Source organism: Bradyrhizobium sp. CCGB12, from assembly GCF_024199845.1.
In the GTDB taxonomy this organism is placed as follows: Bacteria; Pseudomonadota; Alphaproteobacteria; order Rhizobiales; family Xanthobacteraceae; genus Bradyrhizobium.
Map to the genome: position 1 here is coordinate 3,774,116 of NZ_JANADO010000001.1, position 21,386 is coordinate 3,795,501.

Annotated in this window: 17 protein-coding genes; 3 read left to right on the plus strand and 14 right to left on the minus strand. The window is 58.8% G+C overall.

Annotation, left to right across the window (positions count from 1 at the left end):
* Positions 1–33: 33 nt before the first annotated feature.
* The 6 genes from NLM27_RS18075 to NLM27_RS18100 are packed head-to-tail and all read right to left on the minus strand — an operon-like array spanning position 34 to position 6,377.
* Positions 34–546: an acyltransferase gene (locus tag NLM27_RS18075; protein ID WP_254144592.1), complete on the minus strand. Its 513-nt coding sequence runs from the start codon at positions 544–546 to the stop codon at positions 34–36.
* Positions 547–573: 27 nt separating this feature from the next.
* A complete protein-coding gene (locus NLM27_RS18080) occupies positions 574–2,049 on the minus strand; it encodes an oligosaccharide flippase family protein (RefSeq protein ID WP_254144593.1) in 1,476 nt (491 codons plus the stop codon).
* Between the two features lie 50 nt (positions 2,050–2,099).
* Positions 2,100–3,161: a Gfo/Idh/MocA family protein gene (locus tag NLM27_RS18085; protein ID WP_254144594.1), complete on the minus strand. Its 1,062-nt coding sequence runs from the start codon at positions 3,159–3,161 to the stop codon at positions 2,100–2,102.
* 38 nt (positions 3,162–3,199) lie between these two features.
* Positions 3,200–4,462 (minus strand): UDP-N-acetyl-D-mannosamine dehydrogenase, encoded by a 1,263-nt coding sequence (gene wecC / locus NLM27_RS18090; RefSeq protein ID WP_254144595.1) that lies wholly within the window; start codon positions 4,460–4,462, stop codon positions 3,200–3,202.
* Positions 4,455–5,579, minus strand: coding sequence for a non-hydrolyzing UDP-N-acetylglucosamine 2-epimerase (gene wecB, locus NLM27_RS18095; protein WP_254144596.1), 1,125 nt, complete (start codon positions 5,577–5,579; stop codon positions 4,455–4,457). Before wecB ends, wecC begins: the two co-directional genes overlap by 8 nt.
* A 3-nt stretch (positions 5,580–5,582) precedes the next feature.
* Positions 5,583–6,377 carry a WecB/TagA/CpsF family glycosyltransferase gene (locus NLM27_RS18100; protein ID WP_254144597.1) on the minus strand — a complete coding sequence of 265 codons (795 nt, stop codon included), beginning with the start codon at positions 6,375–6,377 and terminating at the stop codon, positions 5,583–5,585.
* Positions 6,378–6,560: 183 nt separating this feature from the next.
* Here NLM27_RS18100 and NLM27_RS18105 point away from each other — a divergent pair, with 183 nt between their 5' ends.
* Positions 6,561–7,448 (plus strand): glycosyltransferase family 2 protein, encoded by an 888-nt coding sequence (locus tag NLM27_RS18105; RefSeq protein ID WP_254144598.1) that lies wholly within the window; start codon positions 6,561–6,563, stop codon positions 7,446–7,448.
* A 16-nt stretch (positions 7,449–7,464) separates the two neighbouring features.
* On the opposite strand, the gene NLM27_RS18110 is transcribed toward NLM27_RS18105, so the two are convergent.
* The 8 genes from NLM27_RS18110 to rfbC form a co-directional block, all read right to left on the minus strand.
* Positions 7,465–8,637, minus strand: coding sequence for a hypothetical protein (locus NLM27_RS18110; protein ID WP_254148858.1), 1,173 nt, complete (start codon positions 8,635–8,637; stop codon positions 7,465–7,467).
* A 24-nt stretch (positions 8,638–8,661) separates the two neighbouring features.
* Positions 8,662–9,978, minus strand: a complete 1,317-nt coding sequence (locus tag NLM27_RS18115; protein WP_254144599.1) for an HlyD family type I secretion periplasmic adaptor subunit — start codon at positions 9,976–9,978, stop codon at positions 8,662–8,664.
* 107 nt (positions 9,979–10,085) lie between these two features.
* Entirely contained in the window at positions 10,086–12,299 is a 2,214-nt protein-coding gene (locus NLM27_RS18120; protein ID WP_254144600.1) for a peptidase domain-containing ABC transporter, read from the minus strand.
* On the minus strand, positions 12,277–12,597 hold the full coding sequence (locus NLM27_RS18125; RefSeq protein ID WP_254144601.1) for a hypothetical protein: 321 nt from the start codon (positions 12,595–12,597) through the stop codon (positions 12,277–12,279). Before NLM27_RS18125 ends, NLM27_RS18120 begins: the two co-directional genes overlap by 23 nt.
* A gap of 568 nt (positions 12,598–13,165) precedes the next feature.
* Positions 13,166–14,053 carry a glucose-1-phosphate thymidylyltransferase RfbA gene (gene rfbA / locus NLM27_RS18130; RefSeq protein WP_254144602.1) on the minus strand — a complete coding sequence of 296 codons (888 nt, stop codon included), beginning with the start codon at positions 14,051–14,053 and terminating at the stop codon, positions 13,166–13,168.
* Positions 13,962–14,951 carry a dTDP-4-dehydrorhamnose reductase gene (gene rfbD / locus NLM27_RS18135; RefSeq protein WP_254144603.1) on the minus strand — a complete coding sequence of 330 codons (990 nt, stop codon included), beginning with the start codon at positions 14,949–14,951 and terminating at the stop codon, positions 13,962–13,964. Before rfbD ends, rfbA begins: the two co-directional genes overlap by 92 nt.
* A 7-nt stretch (positions 14,952–14,958) precedes the next feature.
* Positions 14,959–16,017, minus strand: coding sequence for a dTDP-glucose 4,6-dehydratase (gene rfbB / locus NLM27_RS18140; RefSeq protein ID WP_254144604.1), 1,059 nt, complete (start codon positions 16,015–16,017; stop codon positions 14,959–14,961).
* 13 nt (positions 16,018–16,030) lie between these two features.
* Positions 16,031–16,588 (minus strand): dTDP-4-dehydrorhamnose 3,5-epimerase, encoded by a 558-nt coding sequence (rfbC, locus tag NLM27_RS18145; protein WP_254144605.1) that lies wholly within the window; start codon positions 16,586–16,588, stop codon positions 16,031–16,033.
* Between the two features lie 346 nt (positions 16,589–16,934).
* Between rfbC and NLM27_RS18150 the strand changes: the two genes are divergently transcribed.
* Both NLM27_RS18150 and NLM27_RS18155 read left to right on the plus strand, forming a co-directional pair.
* Positions 16,935–19,268, plus strand: a complete 2,334-nt coding sequence (locus NLM27_RS18150) for an AAA family ATPase (RefSeq protein WP_254148859.1) — start codon at positions 16,935–16,937, stop codon at positions 19,266–19,268.
* 74 nt (positions 19,269–19,342) lie between these two features.
* Positions 19,343–21,355, plus strand: a complete 2,013-nt coding sequence (locus NLM27_RS18155) for a hypothetical protein (protein ID WP_254144606.1) — start codon at positions 19,343–19,345, stop codon at positions 21,353–21,355.
* The last annotated feature ends 31 nt before the right edge of the window (positions 21,356–21,386 follow it).

Consider the following 21,386-nt stretch of genomic DNA (forward strand, 5'->3'; position numbering starts at 1 on the left):
AGTATGCGTGCGCGGATCGCCGCTCTAAATGGTTTACGGCGTTTGCCCAACAATGCGCTCGCGCCGCAAAACCGGTTCTTCCTCAGCGAATAACCGTCGCGCAGGCACTCCTGCGACAATCGCGCCCGGCGGGACGTCCCTGGTCACTACTGCCCCGGCACCAACGGACGCGCCGGCGCCTATCGTTACACCGCACAGAACTGTTGCATTCGAGCCGATGGATGCTCCTCTGCAGACACGAGTGCGCTGCAACGTCCAATCGGAGGCTCCTTGAGGCCGGCCATCCGCCGTGGTCGCCCTTGGATGCTTGTCGTTCGTAAACATCACCCCATGGCCGACAAACACCTCGTCCTCAATCGTGATTCCCTCGCAGATGAAGCTATGGGACGAAATTTTGCAGCGTGCTCCGATCGTGGCACCCGCCTGGATTTCGACGAAAGTGCCGATTCTGGTCTCGTCGCCGACCGTGCAGCCATAAAGATTGACCAGATCCGGGTGAAAGATCCTGACATCGCGGCCAAGCTGTACATCACTTGTAATCGGCATCCTCGTCTCCAGAATAACTGCAAGGCTTTACAGGGGCGAACGCGATAGTCGCAGCCTTGGCGTAATGCGAGCAAGACCCGCCACCGCCTGATGAAGCTGATGCAGCAAGGGGTGACCAGTCAGTAGCAGTCCCAGCCACCAGCAAAACGCCGCAGCGCACGTTGCCAACGCGAGCCCAGCCAGGGGCGTCAGCAATCCAGCCGCCATCAACGCCGTACAGACGGCGAGGCCGAATGCAGTTGCCGCCGTCACGAGTACGCTCCTCATCAGCGCCTGCACTAGATCCTTTAGCCCGAAGCGTAGGTGCCGGCTGATAAAGTAAATCGCGACCGCCGCCTGAAAAGGCAGCGTCAAGAGTGCGGCTCCGGCCACTGCCTGCACGCCAAAGAAGGATGCGCCCAGAACGACAAGAAGCGACGGCGGTAGCGAGATGAAGGAGGAGATCAACGCATCCCGAACGCTTCCAACGGCGACGAGGACCGGATAACTCAAGCACGCCGCAAAAAGTGCCATGTTCGCAATACACAGCAGGCGCACGAGCGGCACGATCTCCAGCCAGGTCGGACCGAGCCAAATCGCAATGATCGGCCGGGCCATGAAGGCGACGAACACCAGGAAAGGCCATTGCGCGACGGAAAGCAGTTGGATCGACTCAAGGTAAACGACCTTCAAGTCCTCCCCGGCTTGGCGCCTTGCGACAATCGCCGGCATGATGACGGGGTTCAGGACCTGCGTGACAAGCCTGTCAAAAACCTGCGTCAAATTGATCGCGCGGCTGTACAGACCGACGGATGCAAAGTCGAGGATTTTAGCCAAAAACAGCTGGGGCGCCAAGTTGTAGAAGATATTGATGACGCTGACCCCACTGGAATAAAGGCCAAAACTGACAACGTCGCGGTAGGCGAGAAGCGAGGGACGCAGCGCGCTGGGATCTCGATGGCCTACCAATAGCGCCAGAGTCAGGGTCACGGTTCCTGCCAGACCACCCCAGACCGGGGCCATATAGCTCAACCCTGCTATCGCAAGTCCAATCGAGACCAGAGCCGCCGCCACACCAGATACCAAGTTGCAAATGGCCAACGTTCCGAATTTCATGTCTCTTCGTAGCAAGGCAGAAATCGTTCCGGACACCGGCAGGAGCAGAAAGTTCAGGGCCGAGACCTCGATGGCTCCCTTGAGGCTGTCCTGCGCGAACAACTGCGACAGACCGTCCGCGGCGAGGAACAGAAGACCAGCAATTGCGCCCGAAATGACGAACGTGATGGTGAAGGCCGAGCGGACATCTTCCGCCGTCAAGTCGCGCTTCTGAATCAGATAATTTCCGCCTCCGAACTCCTGGAAGGAGGCCGCAATCACCAGTGCGATGGCGTTGACGACCGCATAGACTCCGAATTCCGCTGGCGACAACAAGCGGGAAAGGACCGCAGTCGCCACAACGAACAGGACAAGGCTGCCATAGCGATCGGCCGCCGAAAACAGAATGGAACGTTGGACCGAATTCATCGTGAAACTGTCGTCTTTCGGCTGATAGCAGTGCCTGCCCGCATCACGACTTAGGCCGTCGCCCGGGCGCGCTCCCGAACCAGATGCGGTTGCTTGAGGGGGATTGGCTTGCCCTGCGCGGCAATCGAGCGCGACGCCGCCTCCAGCACCTCAATCACACGCAATGCGGAGACGCCGCCGGAAATCGGCTGGTTACCGGTGCGCACACAATCGACAAAATGCCCGACTTCCGTCTGCAACGCCTCCTGAGGCGAGATATGCGGAGCCCACATGTCGCCGGCGCGATATCCAATTCGCAATTGGTGTGCATCCTCGCTGCTCGCATCGAGCGTGATTCCCTTGTCGTAAACCTTGATCTTTTCGGTCGGCTCGAGATCGTCGTAAACGATCATCTTCTTGCTGCCGCCAATGAACGTCTGGCGCACTTTGACAGGCGAGAGCCAGTTGACGCTCACGTGGGCCACGCATGCGTTGGCAAAGAATAAAGTGATATGCGCCATGTTCTCCGGCGAGCCTGCAACATGGCACGACCCAGTAGCCGAGACCGCAACCGGCTCCTCATCGAAGATATGGTGGATGATGGAGATATCGTGCACCGCCAAGTCCCAGATCACGTTTACGTCTTTTTGAAACAAGCCCAGGCTCGAGCGTGTGCTATCGTAATAATAGATGTCTCCGAGCTCTCTCTTCAGCAGTAGCTCACGAATTTTCTGAACCGCTGGGGTATAGAGGAAGGTGTGGTCGACCATCAGCGTCAATCCGCGCCGGTCGGCCTCTTCGATCAGGAGCATGGCCTGCTCCGCGCTCGGTGCGAGGGGCTTCTCGACCAATACGTGCTTGCCGGCCCTCAAAGCCGCCATCGCCAGCTCGTAATGTGTGTGCACCGGCGTCGCGATTGCGATTGCCTCGATTGAGGGATTCTTGAGCAGATCCTCATAGCGCGCGGTCGTCTGCACCGCCGGGTAAAGCTGCTTTATTGCACCGAGCCTACCTGGGTCCAAATCGCTTACGGCGACGACGCGCGCGGCGGGGTTGGTCGAAAAATTGCGGACGAGATTGGGGCCCCAATAGCCATATCCCACGACCCCGATTCCCAGCTGGCCATCTTGCATGCTAACCTCGACCCTTTTGAGAGTTACGCCTCTATGTCTTATGTCCGCGCCGGCATATCCTGCCATATGCCGCGCGTATCGATGACGTCCAGGTGCCGGCGTTCCGCCAACGGCACCATCTTGAATTCATCATGATCGACGAGAAGAACCGCGATTTCGCAACTGCGCAGAGCTTCATCGATGTTCACGAACGCGACACGATGATCGGCCAACTGAGGAGGAAGACGTCGCAGATTCGGTTCGACAACCTTGATTCGTTCGCCATATTTCGCCGCGAGATGCGTCGCGATCTCCATGGCCGGGCTTTCACGCACATCGTCGACGTTGGCTTTGAATGTCAGTCCGCAACAGGCGACGCTCGCATAGGGGTGATCGTCGATCAGCGCCTCTGCGCGCTCGATGATCTTGAGCGTCTTGGCGTTATTCACTTCCCGACTCGTTCGCATCACGCGTGCGAGATCGGGGGCAGAGTCGATGATGAACCAAGGGTCGACTGCGATACAGTGCCCACCCACTCCCGGTCCGGGGCGCAATACGTTCACGCGAGGGTGGCGGTTGGCGATATCGATCACCTCCCAGACATTGATGTCGAACCTGTCGCAAATTAGCGAGAGTTCATTGGCAAATGCGATGTTGGTATCGCGGAAGGCGTTTTCCGTCAGCTTGACCAGCTCGGCCGCTCGCGCCGTCGTGCCGACGCAAGCACCGCGAACGAACATCTTATAGAAGCGTTGAGCGAGCCGGGTGCAGGTCGGCGTGATGCCGCCGATGCACCTGTCATTGTTGATAAGCTCGGTCAATATCCGTCCCGGCAGCACCCGCTCGGGGCAGTAAGCGACGTAGATCGCTCCGTCCTCCTTGCCGTTCACTCCGATGCGGAGATCCGGCCTGCGCTCGACGATCCGCTTTGCGATGGCTTCGGTCGTCCCAATCGGTGATGTCGATTCGAGAATGACAAGATTGCCAGGCGCGAGGAGATCCACGATGTTGTCGACTGCGGCATTCACGCTCGACAAGTCGGGACGGCTCTCGCGATCGATCGGCGTCGGTACTGCGATGATGAAAACGTCGGCCGGCTGTGCCGTTCTGGACGTCGTCAGAGCGCCACTCGACACGACCTTGGAGACGAGACCGTCGAGATCGGGCTCGGCAATGTGAATTTTGCCAGATGCAACCGTCTCAACAATCCGCTCATTGGTGTCTATGCCGACCACCTGCAGCCCTCGGCTCGCAATCAATGCGGCAGTGGGCAGCCCAATATAGCCAAGTCCAACGACATTGATCTTTCGAAATTCAGGCATCGAGGAGAACCTTCACAATCCGCTCGCTCGCGTGACCATCACCGAATGGATTGTGCGAACGCGCCATGGCAGCATAAGTCTCGTCATCGTCGAGCAGGCGAAAGGTCTCCCCAACGATCCTGTCGTAGTTCGCACCAACCAGCCGTGCCGTTCCCGCCTCCACCCCTTCGGGGCGCTCGGTGGTATCGCGCATCACCAGGACTGGTTTACCGAAGGTCGGAGCCTCCTCCTGGACGCCGCCCGAATCCGTCAGGACCAAATGCGACAGCGACAGCAGGCTCACGAAATCAGTGTATTCCTGAGGGGAAATAAGAACGACGCGCGGGTGATCCGACAGCCGGGACGCAAACAGGTCGCGGACGTTCGGATTCGGATGCACGGGAAGCACCACAGCAACGTCCTCCCTCCGCAGGATCGTCTCCAGCGCGTTCACGATGTTGACGACGCCGCCTCCGAAGTTTTCCCGGCGGTGGCAGGTCACCAGGATGATGCGTCGATTACCATGGCGCTGCTTGATGCCGTCCCAGCGGCTCGACAGACCTGGATCGGATTCGACCATGGCTTTCGCGAGAATGAGAGCATCCACCACCGTGTTGCCGGTGACGTGGATGCGGTCATCCGAAACATTTTCAGAACGTAACGCGCGCGCGGCACGCTCTGTGGGAGCAAAATGCTGATCGGCGATCGAACCAACGATCTTGCGGTTCACCTCTTCGGGCCACGGCGCGAAGATGTCGCCGCTGCGCAGTCCCGCCTCGACGTGCGAGACCGGTATGCGGTGATAATAGGATGCCAGTGCACCCGCCATGGCTGTCGCCGTGTCGCCTTGGACGATGACCCTGGTGGGCTTGACCTTCTCGAGGAGCTCGCCGATCTGCCCGAGCAGCCGAGCGGTCAGATGATCCAGCGTCTGATTGGCTGTCATGACGTTCAGGTCGAAGTCAGGGACCACCTTGGCCAGCTTCAGCACCTGATCAAGCAACTGTCGATGCTGTGCCGTCGCACAGATCGTCAGGGAGATATCCTTGCTCTTCTCCGCCTTGAGCCGGTTGATGATCGGAAAGAGCTTGATTGCCTCAGGCCGTGTTCCCAGAAGGATGAAAAAATGCTTGCGCACGCCTCAACCTCCGATCCGGCTCGGACCCGGCGGCACGGCGCCCGGCGCGTCGAGCGCATGCTGAATCAAATGCCTGATGACTGCTTGCGCTAGGACGCCCGCAAACACCGTGTTCGTCTTGGCGTATCGCCACCACATCCGGCCCGGCTCTTGATAGACGCGGTACAGCCATTCGAGACCGAGCTTCTGAAGCTGCACCGGCGCGCGCCGCACGGTGCCTGCTAGAACGTCGAACGCCCCGCCCACCCCCATGATGAAGGGTACGCCGAGATCGTCGCGATGGGCGGCGAGAAAGCGCTCCTTCCGAGGCGTCGGCATGCCGATGAAAAGGCAATCAGCCCCACTGGTTTGGATGTCACGGACGACGTCATTCTCCTCCTCGCGCTTGAAGTAACCGTCGTGCCAGCCCGCAAAGGCAAGTGAAGGATGCCTCTTGCATGCGACCTGCAGGGCTTGGTGCAGAACCGCGGGAGTGGCGCCCAGGAAATAGGGCTTAAAACCTTCCTGCGCACATGCCGCGAGCAACTCGGCAAGGAGATCGACGCCAGCGACCCGCGATGCCGCCGGAAGTCCCAGCGCTCGCGCGCCCCAAAGAATTCCCATCCCGTCGATACCGACGACATCGCTGTTGGCAACGTCGGCCGCGAGTACGGGATCCGATCGCATATTGACCAGTTTGGCGACGTTGAGCGCCACATGTTGCACTCGTCGCCGGCTACGCATGGCACCGCAGGCCAGATCGACTGTTTCCGCCATCGTCAGCAGGTCAACGGGGCATCCCAGAAATGAGGCGCGCATCGGAACCTAACTCCTAGAAAATTCGATCAATTTTAAAGTTGGCATTTAACATTATTATTGAGATAATACGCACGCGGCATTTAATTGCAAGTTTTAAATCGAGCGAATGCTGCGGCAAAACACGAGGCCGACGCCAAATGAGCAGACAAACCTCCAGCCAGAATTAAATGAAGGATTTAACTGATGATTTCCGTCATCATCCCCCATCTCAACCAACCTGATGCGCTGGAAGCCTGCTTGCGCAGCCTGGACGCACAGACCCTGAGTAGGGACGCATTCGAGATCATCGTGGTGGACAACGGCTCGGCCGCGCCGCCGGTGGACGTCGTAGCCGGTCATCCCGGTGTACGGCTGCAGTACGAACCGCGTTCAGGCCCCGGTCCGGCGCGCAATGCCGGCGTCGCGGCCGCCAATGGCGAGATCCTGGCCTTCATCGATGCCGATTGTAGAGCCCATCCGGCTTGGCTGAGCAGCGTGATGAAATGGTGTTCCTTATCGCCGGCAGGCACCGTTCTCGGAGGCGACGTTCGCATCTGGCAGCCGGAAAATGCGGAGCTTGATGCCATTGCGGCATACGAGAGCGTCTTCGCGTATCGCTTCAAGCTCTATATCGAGCGCCACGGCTATTCCGGCACGGGCAACATGGCGGTATTTCGCCGCGACTTCGATCGCGTCGGCCCCTTTGCAGGCATTGACGTCGCCGAAGATATGGATTGGGGGGAACGGGCGCTGCGCGCGGGGCTTCGATTCCGATACATCCCCGAAATGATCGTCTTCCATCCGGCCCGGAGCTCTCTCAAAGAGCTCTACGCCAAATGGGATCGACACATCGCGCACTATCGAAACATGGCGGAAGGAAAGCCTAGTTGGCAATTGCGTTGGATCGCGCAAGCGTTGCTTGTCTTCGCATCCCTCGCGCCAAGCGCTGTGACCGTACTCACCAGCGATCGCCTACATGGTACCGGCGTCCGCCTCAAAGCTATCGCCGTATTGTGTGCCGTCCGGGTCCACCGCGCCATGACGATGCTCACACATCTACGAGGCCGGCGAGCGGTCGCTTGGAATCGTTAGCGAAACAACAATCCTGTCAGGCACCGCCAAAGGCACAATTGTGGGTCAGCTCCGGCAAGTCAGTGCGCCGGCCAAATGACCACAGGATCCAACCTAGTTCGTAGCTGCGGCATTCAAGCCTAACTTCCACGTCAGTACCGTCGATCAGCTTCGCCTCGTTTCCGGTCCAGGCGTTCTTCAGTGCGCGCAATATCCGCGGCGCCTTTGTTGTCAATTCACCCTTGCGAACCTGCGATCGGAGGGTCAGGTTCAGCTCGGGCACGAGCATGGCCTGGCCAAGCTGGTTATGGCCAAATACCCAGTTGAAGCCCTTGACCAGGGCGTCCCGCGATCCCCTCTGCCCAAAGCGCTCGGCCCATTCCAGCAGTGCCGGAGCCATTCCATATTGATGGACCGAGTAGACTTCGTAGAAATCAAGAACGCGGCCGCTCATCGCGTCGAAAAACCAGGGCCATTCCCCTTGTGGGCCTTGAAGCGCAATAAGATTGCGCACACAAGTATCGGCCATGACGAGCGCGGACGCCTCGCCGGCGAATTCGCCATATTGATAGCAGGCGATCGAGAGATATGTCTGCGTCGCAAAGGACGAGAAGCGGCGCCGAAGGCCGAACGGCGCATCGAAGAACAATCCCGACTCGCTGTGGAAGCGTTCCTTCAAGAAACGATAAAGCGGCCTGGCGTAGTGCCACCACTCATTCTCCCCCGCCCTCGCCTGGGCCACTACCCCCGTGAGCAGCATGCCAAGATCCTGGGCACGGAAGCTCTTCCACTGGGATTCATCGGCAAGAATGGCTCTCAGCTCGCATTTGACGGGGTCCGGTATCTCGAGGCCAAGCTCGGCGCCGCTCCATAGCGCCATACCGAAGGTATATTTGCGCACCGGAAGCTTCGTGAGTTGAAGAACGTTACGATGGAATATTTCAGGCAGGTCAATGCCATCTGGCACTTCGCAGATGCGCGACATCCCGAGCAGAACGTTGAGGGTATAGAATACGTCACTGCTCGGTACCGACTCGTTAGGCGAAGAGCGTCCATCGAGATGGTAAATATGCGACCACCGGCGGTGCTCAGGTAGCCAACAACGTTCCAGACCGTCGAGTGCATAGTTCACCAGTGGAGAATTCTGCGAGAGCTTGCTCGCTGTCGTGGGCACCACGAGCTTCACTCCAAAATTCGGACTAATCATCATGGTCAATCGCCATCCCAAGTCGGGTTAGTATTCTCGGATGCTTTCATCCAATCCGCGTAGCAATGGGTAGAGGAAATAGGAAATCACGGTGCGCTTGCCGACTTTCAGTTCGGCCGTCACCGCCATACCCGGGATCAGTTGAATGCGCTCGGCCGGCAGCCGAAGGTGCATGTCCGACAAGTCGACCAGTACGCGATAATAGGGAGCTGGCGCGTGACGCGCACCTTCGGCCTTCGGATCCGGTGAGAACGTGTCCTGACTGATGACGCGGACTTCTCCTGTTGCAGTTCCATACTTCTGGAAAGGGAACGCTTCGAACTTGATACGAACCGCCTGCCCGAGCGCCACCTGACCGATATCCCGTCCCTCGACGTTGACCTCCGCCTGAAGCGGCACGTCACGCGGAACCAGGACAAACAGCGTTTCCGCTTCGCGAACCACTGAGCCGACTGTCCGGTTCGCGATGTCCAGCACCACAGCATCTGCCGGCGCCTGCAGGACGATTAACTGTCGGCGAAGTTCGGCTTTCTTCAATTCCTCCGTTGCGCTATTGCGCTTCGGCACGGTCTCCACCAGTTCCTGATAGGCGGTGCGGCGAAACTCCTCGGTGAAAACCTTCTGGTCAGCGCGAGCCTTTTCCAGCCGATGCGTAGTATCGGCGATACTGCCACGAACGCGCGCCAAATTGCTCTCAACCTCGAGCCGCGCATCGCGAGAGAGTAGAAAGTTGAGCCTCGAACCGACCTCCTTGTCCATCAACGAGGTGCGCATGGCTTCGATTGAACGCATCGTGTCGAGCCGTTGTAGGAGAACCCCCTCTTCGTCTTGCGCTGTCTTGAGATTGGCTCGAGCTGAAGCGATCTGGGCGTCGTAGTTCTGGAGCTGCGCCTCATAGGCGGCCTTCCTCTGCAAGAACAACTTTCCCTGCAGGATCTGGTCCGCATTTGTCAGGTCCTTGACGGCATACTCGGCCCCGTTCAATTCGGCGCCCAGACGATCGATCGACGCATCCAACCCAGCCACTCTGCCGCGCAATTGATCGAAATCGGCCTGTGAGAAGGTCGGATCGAGGGTCGCCAGAACGTCGCCACGGTTGACGCGATCACCGGCCTTGACATGAATCTCGCGTATGACCGACGTTTCCAGCGGCTGCACGACCAGGTTGGGACGTGTCGTGGTCAGTTTTCCCTGCGCCGTGACGATCATCTCCACTTGCGATATGCATGCCCAGATGACCGCGAAGGCAATCAGTGCAAGTACCCCGTAGAGGGTGAGACGAGCGAGCCGCGGCGGCGCTTTCTGCTCGACCTCGGTTGCATCGGACTGGAATTCGTCGATCACTGGCGCCCGCCTCGGCGCCGACCTGAACAGCTTTCGCCGTCGCTCGACCGTTCTGGCGATGACCGGACCGTCCCGCTTCGCATCCGCGCGTGATTGCCTTGGCTCCTTCATGCAATCTGCTTCATCTGTTGGTTCCACAAATGCCGATAGATGGTGCATTTCGACAGGAGGTGGTCGTGGCGATCCACGTCGACGATCCGGCCGCGATCCATCACCAGGATCTGGCTCGCTTCGGTCAGCATCGACAGCCGATGCGAGACGATGATGACGGTACGCCCTGCCGCCAAACGGCGGAGATTGCGCCTGATGATCATTTCACTTTCGGAGTCGAGGGCACTCGTCGCTTCATCGAGAATCAAGATCCGCGGATTGACGATCAGGGCCCTTGCAATCGCGAGGCGCTGCTTCTGCCCGCCGGACAAGTTAGCGGCGTCTTCCTCGAGCATGGTGTCGAAGCCACGCGGTAACCGCTCGATGAACTCGTCGGCTCCTGCGAGCTGGGCCGCAGCGACGACCTCGGCGAAGGTCGCGTCACGTTTTACGCAGGCGATATTGTCGCGGACCGTCCCACGAAACAGGAAATTATCCTGCAAGACGATCCCGAGGTTTCGGCGCAGGTGCGCCAGGTCGAGCTCCCTCGCATCATAGCCGTCGATACGTAAGAGCCCCTGCTGCACCGGATACATGCCCGAAATCAGCCGCGTGAGCGTCGTCTTGCCAGAGCCGCTCCGGCCCACGATCCCGAAAATCGAACCCGGCTCGACGGCGAAGGAGACATCATCAAGTGCCGGCGCTCCTTCGGCTCCGTAACGAAAGGAAACACTGTCGAACTCGATTTTTCCGGCGAAGTCGGGCCGCAGCCCGTCTTTCCTACCATCACGTTCGGGCGTCTGATTCATGACCTCGCCGAGCATCTTCACGGCAAGAGCAACTTCCTGATATTCGTGCACCATGGTCACGAGCTGGACCAGTGGTCCGGAGACCCGGCCAGCCAACATGTTAAAGGCGACCAGCGCGCCGATAGTCATTTCGCCGGCGAAGACATCGAGTGCTCCGACAGCGATGATCCCAAGCGTCATGATCTTCTCGAGAAATCCAGTGAGCGCCTGGGCCCCTGCAGAAATCTTCTCGACACCGAAGCGCATGGTCACGGACTGTGCACAGCGGCTATCCCAAACCCTGCCCTGCACCGGCTCCATCCCGAGCGACTTCACGGTGCGCATGCCGTGAACTGTTTCGACGAGCAGAGCCTGCCGCGCACCTTCCGCCTGGTAAAGATCGTAAAGACGTCGCCGAAAAGGACCCATGAGCAGGCCAACGACAGCACCGCTCGCGGCGGTAAAGGCCAGAACCATGAGGGTCAACTTGACGCTGTAGAGCGCAAGCACCGGCAGGAAGACGAATAACGAAAGCGCATCGAGGCTCGTCAAAAATAGCCGCCCGGTCAGGAACTCGCGGATCCGCGCCGCCTGTTGCATGTGCTTGACCAGAACCCCCGCGGCCATGTGCTCGAAGAAAGTGACCGGCAGCCCGAGGAGATGCGCGAACGTTTTTGTGGCAACTCGAATGTCGACCTTGTTGGTCGCATAAAGCAGAAGGTAGCGCCGCAGAAAGCCGAAGATCGCGTCAAAGACGAGTGCTATGGCCGCTCCTGCCGCAAGTACGTAGAGCGTGGTGAAGCTCTCGTGCACCAAAACCTTGTCGATGACGAGCTGGAAAAAGATCGGAACGACCAGGCCCAAAGCATAGAGCAGGATGGCCGCAATCGCGACGTCCCTGAACAGTCGCCATTGACGAAGCAGTTCCGGTACGAACCACCGGAGACCGAAACTCCTCCGACCATCCAGCGTCGACTGCTCGCGCTTGATCAGGATCGTGTCACCTGCCCATTGGGCACAGAAGCGGTCACGGTCGACAACCAAGACTTCGTGCTTGCGGTCGGCGAGCGGGTCGAAGACACAGACGGCCTCAGAAGCCTCAGCTCCCCGTTCCGCACCAAGAACCACGATCCAGTTGCCATTGGCGAGCCGAACCAGCGCCGGATAGGCTTCTCCGAGGCGCGTCAGCGCACCCCAGTCCAGTTTCGTGTTTTTCGCGCGCAGGCCTGCATCCTTCGCCATGCGCAACAGAAGATTCAACGAAGGCGGGCCGGCAACGGCATAGGCATGCTTCAGGCGTTCAACCGGCAGATCGATGCCATGATGTCCGGAGATCTTGGACAGGCATTCCAATGCCGTCTGCGTAGCCAGTCCGGGCGCATCCGCAACCCGGTCCCTTGCATCGCCAGTGGCGTCGATTTCAGCGGAAATTCGAAGAGACATTCAGAGACCGTGTGTTGGGCGGCAGCGCATCACGCACTCCCGACGCATCGCTGCGCGACTCAGCTGTCGGATTCCGCCGGACCGCGCCGGCATCAACCAGTCCCTGCAGCGCCTTCTGCATCACATCGACTGAATTGGCGAAGGATTCGACCGAGAAGATCAGCCGCTGAGAAAACACCCGCTTGGGGACATTGTTGGCGTCACGCTCCGTCGGTGAAAGACTGACCAGATCGATGCGGACGATGGTTCCGCTGACGGTAATTTCCTCGATTCCATCGGTATAAAGTTCGGCGTGCATCCTGCGTCTCCTATGCTGCCGCTAGCTGCGGTCTAAAAACGACGTCAACGCCATAGCTCGTTGAGTTGTAGGTGCTGGTCGGAAACAGGCTTCCCGTCCCGCCTGCGAACACAGTTGGGACGCCACGAGGCTTGCTGAACCCGAGAGCAAAGCGGGCAATCGCGACTGGAAAGACGTGGAGAAGGCGGTGGCATATCCCCGCCCAAGTCCGACGGATCGTCCGAGCCGGCCCGAGACAACTGGTCGAGGACCGAGGCGCCACCAACGAGAAGTGCGAGAGGAGGCCCCCTGCGCAACCCGCCTGCTCGCGGATCAGCAAACGGCGGAGCCCAAAGGCCGGGCGGATCGAAGCCCGCCAATGCATTGAAAAACGGCGATTCCTGCCAAAGAACGGGAATAGCTCCCCCCGGAAGAGCGGCCCCAGCTTCCCGGCCAAAGACGCCCGCCTTTTGATCCAGCATGGCCATACCAATTAAATAGATTATCGACGAACATTTTAATTCTATTTAAAACGGCCGTCAAACATTTACCCGCGCACATTTAAAATAACTTCCCGACCGGCTAAGCGCTATTGCGAAGCGAATTGCGGCAGCGCCGTGATGTCGCTCAGATATTTTCCGTAGCCACTCTTTTCCAGCGGTTGCGCCAGCGCAAGAAGTTGATCACGATTGATGAAGCCGAGCCTGAAGGCGACTTCCTCGAGACAGGCAATCTTCATTCCCTGCCGCTTTTCCAGGGTCTGCACGAACGTACCTGCATCGATGAGAGACTCGACCGTACCGGTGTCCAGCCAGGCAAACCCCCGCCCCATGCGCTCAACGTGGAGCGCACCTGCCGAAAGGTAACGCATCTGAAGATCGGTAATCTCGAGCTCGCCGCGTGAGGACGGCTCGACGCGACGAGCGTAGCGGACAACGCGATTGTCGAAAAAATACAACCCCGTAATTGCCCAGTTCGAAGCCGGCCGTTTGGGTTTCTCCTCGATCGATACCGGGCGGTCCGCCGCATCAAACGCAACCACGCCATATCGTTCTGGGTCTCGCACGTGATAGGCAAAAACCGTTGCGCCTTCCTCGCGTCCTGCCGCCCTGGCAAGCAAATCGCTCAGGCCATCGCCGAAGAATATATTGTCCCCAAGCACCATCGCCACACGATCGCTTCCGATGAAATCGGCACCAATAATGAAGGCGTCCGCGAGACCGGCAGGACGGATTTGTTCCGCGTAGCTGAGCCGAATGCCCCATTGGCTGCCGTCACCCAGCAACCGCTCGAACTGACACCGATCTGAGGGCGTGGTGATGATCAGGATTTCGCGAATTCCTGCCAACATCAGCGTCGACAGGGGATAATAGATCATTGGCTTGTCATAGATCGGGAGCAACTGTTTGCTGACCACGCGCGTGATCGGATAGAGGCGCGTTCCGCTGCCGCCGGCCAGCACGATTCCCTTCAGCATCGACTTCTCCTTCTCCCACCATCTGCTCCAGACAAGCCTTCAGTGAATGGCGCCAAGGTGCCAATCGAATCCCAAACACGCGTTCGGCCTTGGATGAGTCCAGGCGCGAGTTCCGAGGCCGGCGCGCAGCGGTCGGAAACTCCTCAGTCGTAATCGCCTCGAGCACCGGGATCTTCGCTCCACGACGGGAACGCTCGCAGAAGATTGCCTGCGCGAAGTCGTGCCAGTTCGTCTCGCCTTGACCCGCGAGATGAAAGATGCCGGCCGTCGCCCTGCGATCGTCCGTTACCGACCGTTCTGCGATCCGAAGGACAGCCTCCGCGAGGTCGAATACAGAGGTCGGATTGCCATGCTGGTCGTGGACGACCCTTACAATTTCCTGCGTCTCACATAGCCGCAGCATCGTTCGAACGAAATTGCTGCCATAAGGGCTGTAAAGCCAAGAGCATCTGATCACGGTCGCGAGCGGGTGCGCTGCCAATACAGCAGCTTCACCGGCCAGCTTCGACGCGCCATAGACGCTCAACGGTGCGGGAATGTCACTTTCGTCGTATGCATCGGGTTTCGCACCGTCGAACACATAGTCGGTGGAAAGATGGATCAGCGGAATATTCATTTGCCACGCGACGTCCGCCAACGCCGCCGCGCCATCGCGGTTGACACTGAACGCTCTCGCCGCTTCCGACTCGGCCCGATCGACCGCCGTATATGCGGCCGCATTGATGATTGCAGACGGCGCGATAGACCCGATGAGCTTGTCGATCCCCTCGCGGTTCTCTAGATCGAGTTCCGGGCGCCCGAGAGCGACCGCAGGCAGACCGCGCCTTGCAGCAAGATCACGAAGACACTTTGCCAACTGACCATTCCGGCCGGCAATTAAGAGGGGTCGATCTGTCATCTTCACCTCAGTGTTGGGAGGCCAGGAGACCGAGACGCGAGCCATCATAAACACCGCGGCGAGCGCGCTCCCACCATGCACGATTTTTGAGGTACCAACCGACAGTTTCGGCCAACCCCTGTTCGAAGGTCCTCGTCGGTTCCCAGCCGAGTTCGCGATGTGCCTTCGACGCATCGATTGCATAGCGCGCATCATGTCCTGGACGATCCGGCACGAACGTGATGAGAGATCGTCTCGTTATTGCGCCCGGAGATAGCCGATCCAGCACCTCACAAACCCGGGAGACAACGTCCAAGTTGGATCGCTCGGCATTTCCGCCGAAATTATACTTCTCGCCCGGCCTCCCTTCGTGCAGCAGTCTTATCAAGCCAGCGGCATGATCATCGACGTGAAGCCAATCGCGAATGTTTCGGCCGTCGCCGTAGACCGGTAGAGGCTTCCGGTCGATGGCATTGAGGATCGTCAGCGGGATGAGCTTTTCTGGGAACTGGTATGGCCCGTAGTTGTTCGAGCAGTTCGATACGATGACCGGCAAACCGTAGGTCTTAAACCATGCAAGTGCGAGGTGGTCCGATGCAGCCTTGCTCGCCGAGTACGGTGAGCTCGGTCTGTAGGGCGTGTCCTCGCGAAACAGGTCGTCTGCTCCCAGTGAACCGTAGACCTCGTCTGTCGATACGTGAACGAAACGAAATTGCTTCCGCCTCGGAAGCGGCAGACGTTCGTAGTAGGTTCTGGCAGCCTCCAATAGCGTGTAGGTGCCGACGATATTGGTGTTGACGAATGCGTCGGGCCCGTTGATTGAACGATCGACGTGGCTTTCGGCGGCCAGATGTATGATCGCATCCGGCTCGTATTCGGCGAACGCGATATCCATGACCTCGCGATCGCAGATGTCGGACTGCAAGAACGCATAGGGCTCCAGCCTCTCCAGGCTCGCGAGCGAAGCCAGATTGGCTGCGTATGTCAACTTGTCGACGTTGATCACTGCGGCCCCAGTCTGCAGCACCAAACGACGACACACCGCAGAACCGATAAAGCCCGCCCCGCCGGTCACCAAGATGCGCATCTACTCGTCTCCACTAGTCGAAAACGTAACCAACCTGGTTGAGCGTAGGAAGGAGCTGGTCCTTTGGCGACAGCTGCGCCTCTGAGACTGTCACGGGCCACCTGATCTCTAGTGCTGGATCAGCCCAATAGACGCCACCGTCATGGCTCGGGGCGTAGACCTGGTCTACCTTGTACAGGACGACGGTCTTGGGTTGCAGCGTACAGAAACCATGCGCGAAGCCCTTCGGAATGAACAACTGCTCGCCGCTTTCACTATCCAGCTGGATGGCGATGTGCTTACCAAAGCTGGGCGATGAACGCCGGAGATCCACTGCGATGTCGAGAATGGCGCCGCTCAACACCCGTATCAGCTTCGCCTGGGCGAATGGCGCTCGCTGGAAATGCAAGCCGCGCACCGTGCCGATACGATCCGAGCTGGACTGATTATCCTGAACGAAGTCATGGAGAATCCCCTTCTCCGCAAAGGTCGATCGCTGGAAGGTCTCGGAGAAGTATCCGCGGGCGTCGGAGAACCGATCTGGGCGAACTACTTTGACATCGGGGATCGCCAAGGATCGCAATTCCAGCATTAGGCACTCTCCTGCCCCGTTTAAATCCGGATCGAGTTTCGATACAGCGAGCGGCAATACGAAATAATTAATCCGCGCGCTCCCAACTCGCTCCCCAACGTTCACATTATTTTCGGCGAGAAATATTGGTCACGGCTTAAGTCACAGAAAAATCTATCATTTATCGGCATCAAGCCGGACGAACTAACCACGACGTCATTTTCAATCTTGTCGCGATTAATAAATGATTTATTTAATTTGGCAAGAAGATTTTTATAAGATATATAATCGCCTGCCCCGCGAGTTTCCTTAAATGCGGCCTGCGGGCGGGCGGCCGCAAAGGTGACCCACCGTCGACAGGTACGTGATGCTTCAAAACAATCTTCAACACACGGATAGACTACGGCTGCCGGTGAACCTCGCTCAACCCGCCCAGACAAGCGGCGGCGGTATCAGCGAGATCATCAATTTCGCTATCGGCCTCCTACGACGCCAGTATCTTGTTATCCTTGTCACTGCTGCGCTCGCCATTGCAGCCAGCCTGCTCTATCTCCGAGTGGTGCCTCCAACCTATGAGGCGCAGGTTCAGATCCTATTGGCCAATCCAAGGCCTCAATTTGTTCAGCAGCAATCGCTCCTCGCCGAGCCGGCCTTCGATCTCAATCAGATCGAGACCCAGCTTCAGCTCTTGAGATCGAAGGCCACTGCGGTTGCGGTAATTGACCAGCTGAAACTGACCGGCGATCCGGACTTCAGTGCATCAGGGCCATCTATGCAGTCGCTCTGGCAGCGAATTCGGTCATTGGCCTCGACTGGATCGAAGAAAGACGCGCCGTCCAATACGCAAGGTGAACCATCAGATGCCATCGTAGACGCATTTCTCAGCCGACTTTCAGCGGGACGAGTCGGGCACAGCAACATCATTGAGATCGGCTTCAGCTCGAGCAGCGCTGTCCGCGCCGCGGAGATTGTCAACGCGGTCGCCAATACTTACGTTGCCGACCAGCTCAACGCAAAATTCGACGCCAATCGCAGGGCAACAAGCTGGCTGCAGGAGCGGCTGCGCGAGCTCGGTGACCAAGCTCTCGCCGCACAACGTGCAGTCGACATCTACAAGGCTCAGAACAATATTGTTTCCTTGGATGGAAAGCCAATCACCGAGCAGCAGATCACGGAAATCAACAATCGGTTGGCGGCCGCACGCACCCAGACATCTGAGGCGACAGCCAAGTTGGCTCGCTATGAAACCCTTCTTGCCTCCGATCCGAAGAAGTCGTCCTCGCTGGTCGATCTGGATGCTATCGGGAGCGATGGGCTCAACAGTCCGATCATTACGGGGCTGCGTCAGCAGTACCTGGAGCTCTCCCGGCGTGAGGCCGAGTTGACGGCGAGGGTCGGTCGCGACCACTTGGCAGTCGTCAATGTTCGCAACCGGATTCGGGAGTTTCGTGTCTCCATTTTCGACGAAGTCCGACGACTTGCCGAAGTCAGCCGAAGCGAATTCGAACTCGCCAAACAGCGCCAGGAAGAAATCGAAAAGCAGCTGTCCAAGGCCGTTTCGCAGTCCCGTTCGGTCAATTCTGCTGAGCTAACCATCAAGGATCTGGAAAGCCGGGCAAAGGGCTTACGTACCTTGTATGAGACCTTTTTGCAGCGTTATATGGGCTCCGCGCAGCAGGAGACATTTCCCGTCTCAGAAACGCGGATGCTTTTTCCCGCTTCGCCGCCGCCGACCAAGAGCAAGCCAAAAACAAGGCTGGTGCTGGCGTTCGGCATGTTCGGCGGTCTCGCGGTCGGCATCGGCCTAGCGCTCCTCAGAGACCTCATGGACCGCGTTTTTCGGACCTCTTCGCAAGTGGAAACCGTGCTGGAATTGCCTTGTCTATCTCTGGTCCCGCTGTTGCCGGCTCGTAAATCTCCGAAGCCACCAGTTCGACTCCAGAAAACCGATGATGATGTTCAGCAACGAATAGTTTCGTCCCCAACTGCGATCCATCGGACCGTGGTCGGGATGCCCCTTTCTCGATACACCGAGGCAATTCGTTCTATCAAGCTGGCCATCGACCACAATCCGGCGAAAATCTCCTCGCAGGTCATCGGCATTACCTCGGCCTTACCCAATGAGGGAAAGACCACAATTGCAGCCTCGCTTGCGCAATTGATTGGACACACCGGCAAGAGAGCCATCATCGTCGATTGCGACCTCAGGAATCCCTCACTGACTTCCATCCTCGCGCCCAAGGCGGGCTGCGGAATCCTCGAAGTTGCAAACGGCAGCCGGTCGCTCGCCGATGCAATCTGGCGGGATCCGACGACCAATCTTGCATTTCTACCCGCCGTGCGGCGGGGACCTCTGCTTCACACCAGCGAAATTCTCTGCGCCGACGCGATAAGCAAGCTGTTCGACCGTTTGCGGGCCGAATATGACTACGTCATCGTCGACCTTCCTCCCCTGACCCCGTTGGTCGATGTTCGAGCCACTTCATCTCTCATAGATTGCTACATCCTTGTCGTTGAATGGGGCCGGACCAAAATCGATGTCGTGCAGCACGCACTACACACGGCCCCCAACATCCACGAATCGTTGATCGGGGCGGTTCTCAGCAAAACGGATACCAAAGCAATGGCTCGATATGACGGTCATCGGAGCTACTACTATCATGACAGCCACTACATCCGTTACGGTCTGTCGGGTTCTTGAGGCTGTCTCCTAGCGGCCATCACGTTCTCCAGCCAGCGGATCAGCGGAGTGGCCGCACCACACGATGGTGTTTCATGATTGTCCGGCTTGTCATGTTGGCCGAATTGGTGGCGATCGCCGCGGCGCTCGCAATGCCGGAAACCTTGCAGATCTGGGTGTTGGCAGCCTTCGTACTTGCAATAGCGGCGCTGACGGTGGCAATTTTTCCGCCACCCACCTCTCTCGGGGTCGCCAAGCTGCTCCGGCCTGGCATCGTCATTGCGCTTGCAGCTCCGGCGTTTCTGATGGCGCTACAGGCAGTGCCGATGCCCATGGGCACACTCGGCAATCCCATCTGGGCAACTGCATCGGTGGCCTTGAACGAGCCCCTCGCTGAAATAATCACAGTCGATACTGGGGCGACCATGTTCTCGCTCGTGCAGTATTGCGCCGTGCTCGCAGCTGCTTTCGTCACTGCGGTCATCACGCTTGACCGAATTCGCGCAGCGCAAGTCCTGCATCTCCTGCTGGCGGTAACCACAATTGCTACAGCTATGTGGTTCGGCAAGGAAACGATTGGTGCCGCTGGCCCCGATGGTTCAACCGTCGCAGTGCTCGGCGTCTTGCTGTCCTGTGCGGCAGCGATGCGCGCGGTCGATCAGTTGCGGCGACGCAGTCGGCCAGGAACAATTGTCCCAGCCCCGCTCCCTGCTCTGTCCGCCGCGATCATCACAATGATTGTCTGTGTGGCCGCGCTGCTCATCCGGGCCGACTTGGCCGCCGTTGTTGCCGCCCTCCTCGGATCAGGACTCCTGCTCTCGGTGTTCGCGATTCGCAGGTGGTTCTTGGGTTTGTGGGGTTCCGCTGGCGTTCTCGCCGCCGCCGCGATCATCTTCATCGCCACTCTAACCGTCATGCCGCTCAGAACGAACAGCGACCCGACGATCGCGTTGTCGACGAGCAGCCAGACCGCAACCGAGCGGATGCTGCAGGACGTCGGGCCGGCGGGATCCGGTGCGGGCGCGTCGACGGTCCTTTTGCCGATTTACCGGGATGTTGGAGGCGGCGCCTCGCGCGAGAGGCCAACCGCTGCCGCCACGATCGTTATAGACATGGGGTGGGCCTTTCTCTTCGGCGTCCTGGTTGTTGCAACGCTCGGCGCCTGTGTTCTGATCAGGCGCTCTCTGTCGCAGGCCTACGATTACGTGTATCCAGCCTTGGGTGCGGCAGCTTCAATTGCGCTGACGATACTGGCCTTTGCCGATCATGGAATTCTGGGTTTTGGCGCATCGCTTTCGGTCGCCGTGCTTTTCGGGCTGGCGTTCGGCCAGAGCATCCCCGGCGCAGGTCGTGATGCCCTATCGTTGGAATCGAAAGAGGCTTCCGACCGGGCTGCCGGTCCAGCTCCAGCGTCTCGCCCGAAGTTCGCGTTGGTGCTTGCCATCGCTTGGCCTCGCGTTACCCTGATGGTGCTAGGGATCACGTTGATCATGCAGGCACTATGGATGGTCTTCCCCGAGTGGTCTCTCGGTGGTCAATCCCCTTTGTCGACAGCTGTGTCGACCACAGCAGCATGGCCGAACGGGATATCGAAGCCGGCTTCGATTGCGGCATCGCGTGAAGACTTGTCGACCCGAGGGGGATCAAGTTCCAACGGAATTTCGGCCCCTCCTGTGAACGAGCAAAAGACGGCTCTTCCAGTGCCTTCGAATGCGCTTACTCGCGCATTGCACTCATCGCCTCTCCGCGGCGACATTTGGCTCATGCTCGCGGCAGCGTCCAAGCACAATTCGCCCCAGTCCAGCACGGCAGCGATGCTCAAGATGTCGTATTATACTGCGCCCAATGATTTGGATCTGGTTCCGTTACGCGTATCCGTCGCGCTCGCTACAGATGCTGTGGTACGGGAGCCCGAACTTCGCGACTTGATCAAGCGCGACGTGAGCCTCGTCGTTACGCATCGGCCTGCCCTCAGGCCGGCGCTTGCGAGCGCGTACCGGTCAGCCTCGTCCGACGGTAAGACCTATCTCGAGGGCCTAATTTCAGAGCAGGATCCGACATACCTCGACCAAGTGCGCGCGCGGAATTCCAGGCCGGGTTCGCGATAAGATCCTGAGCCAGCGATCTTTGGCTCGACGG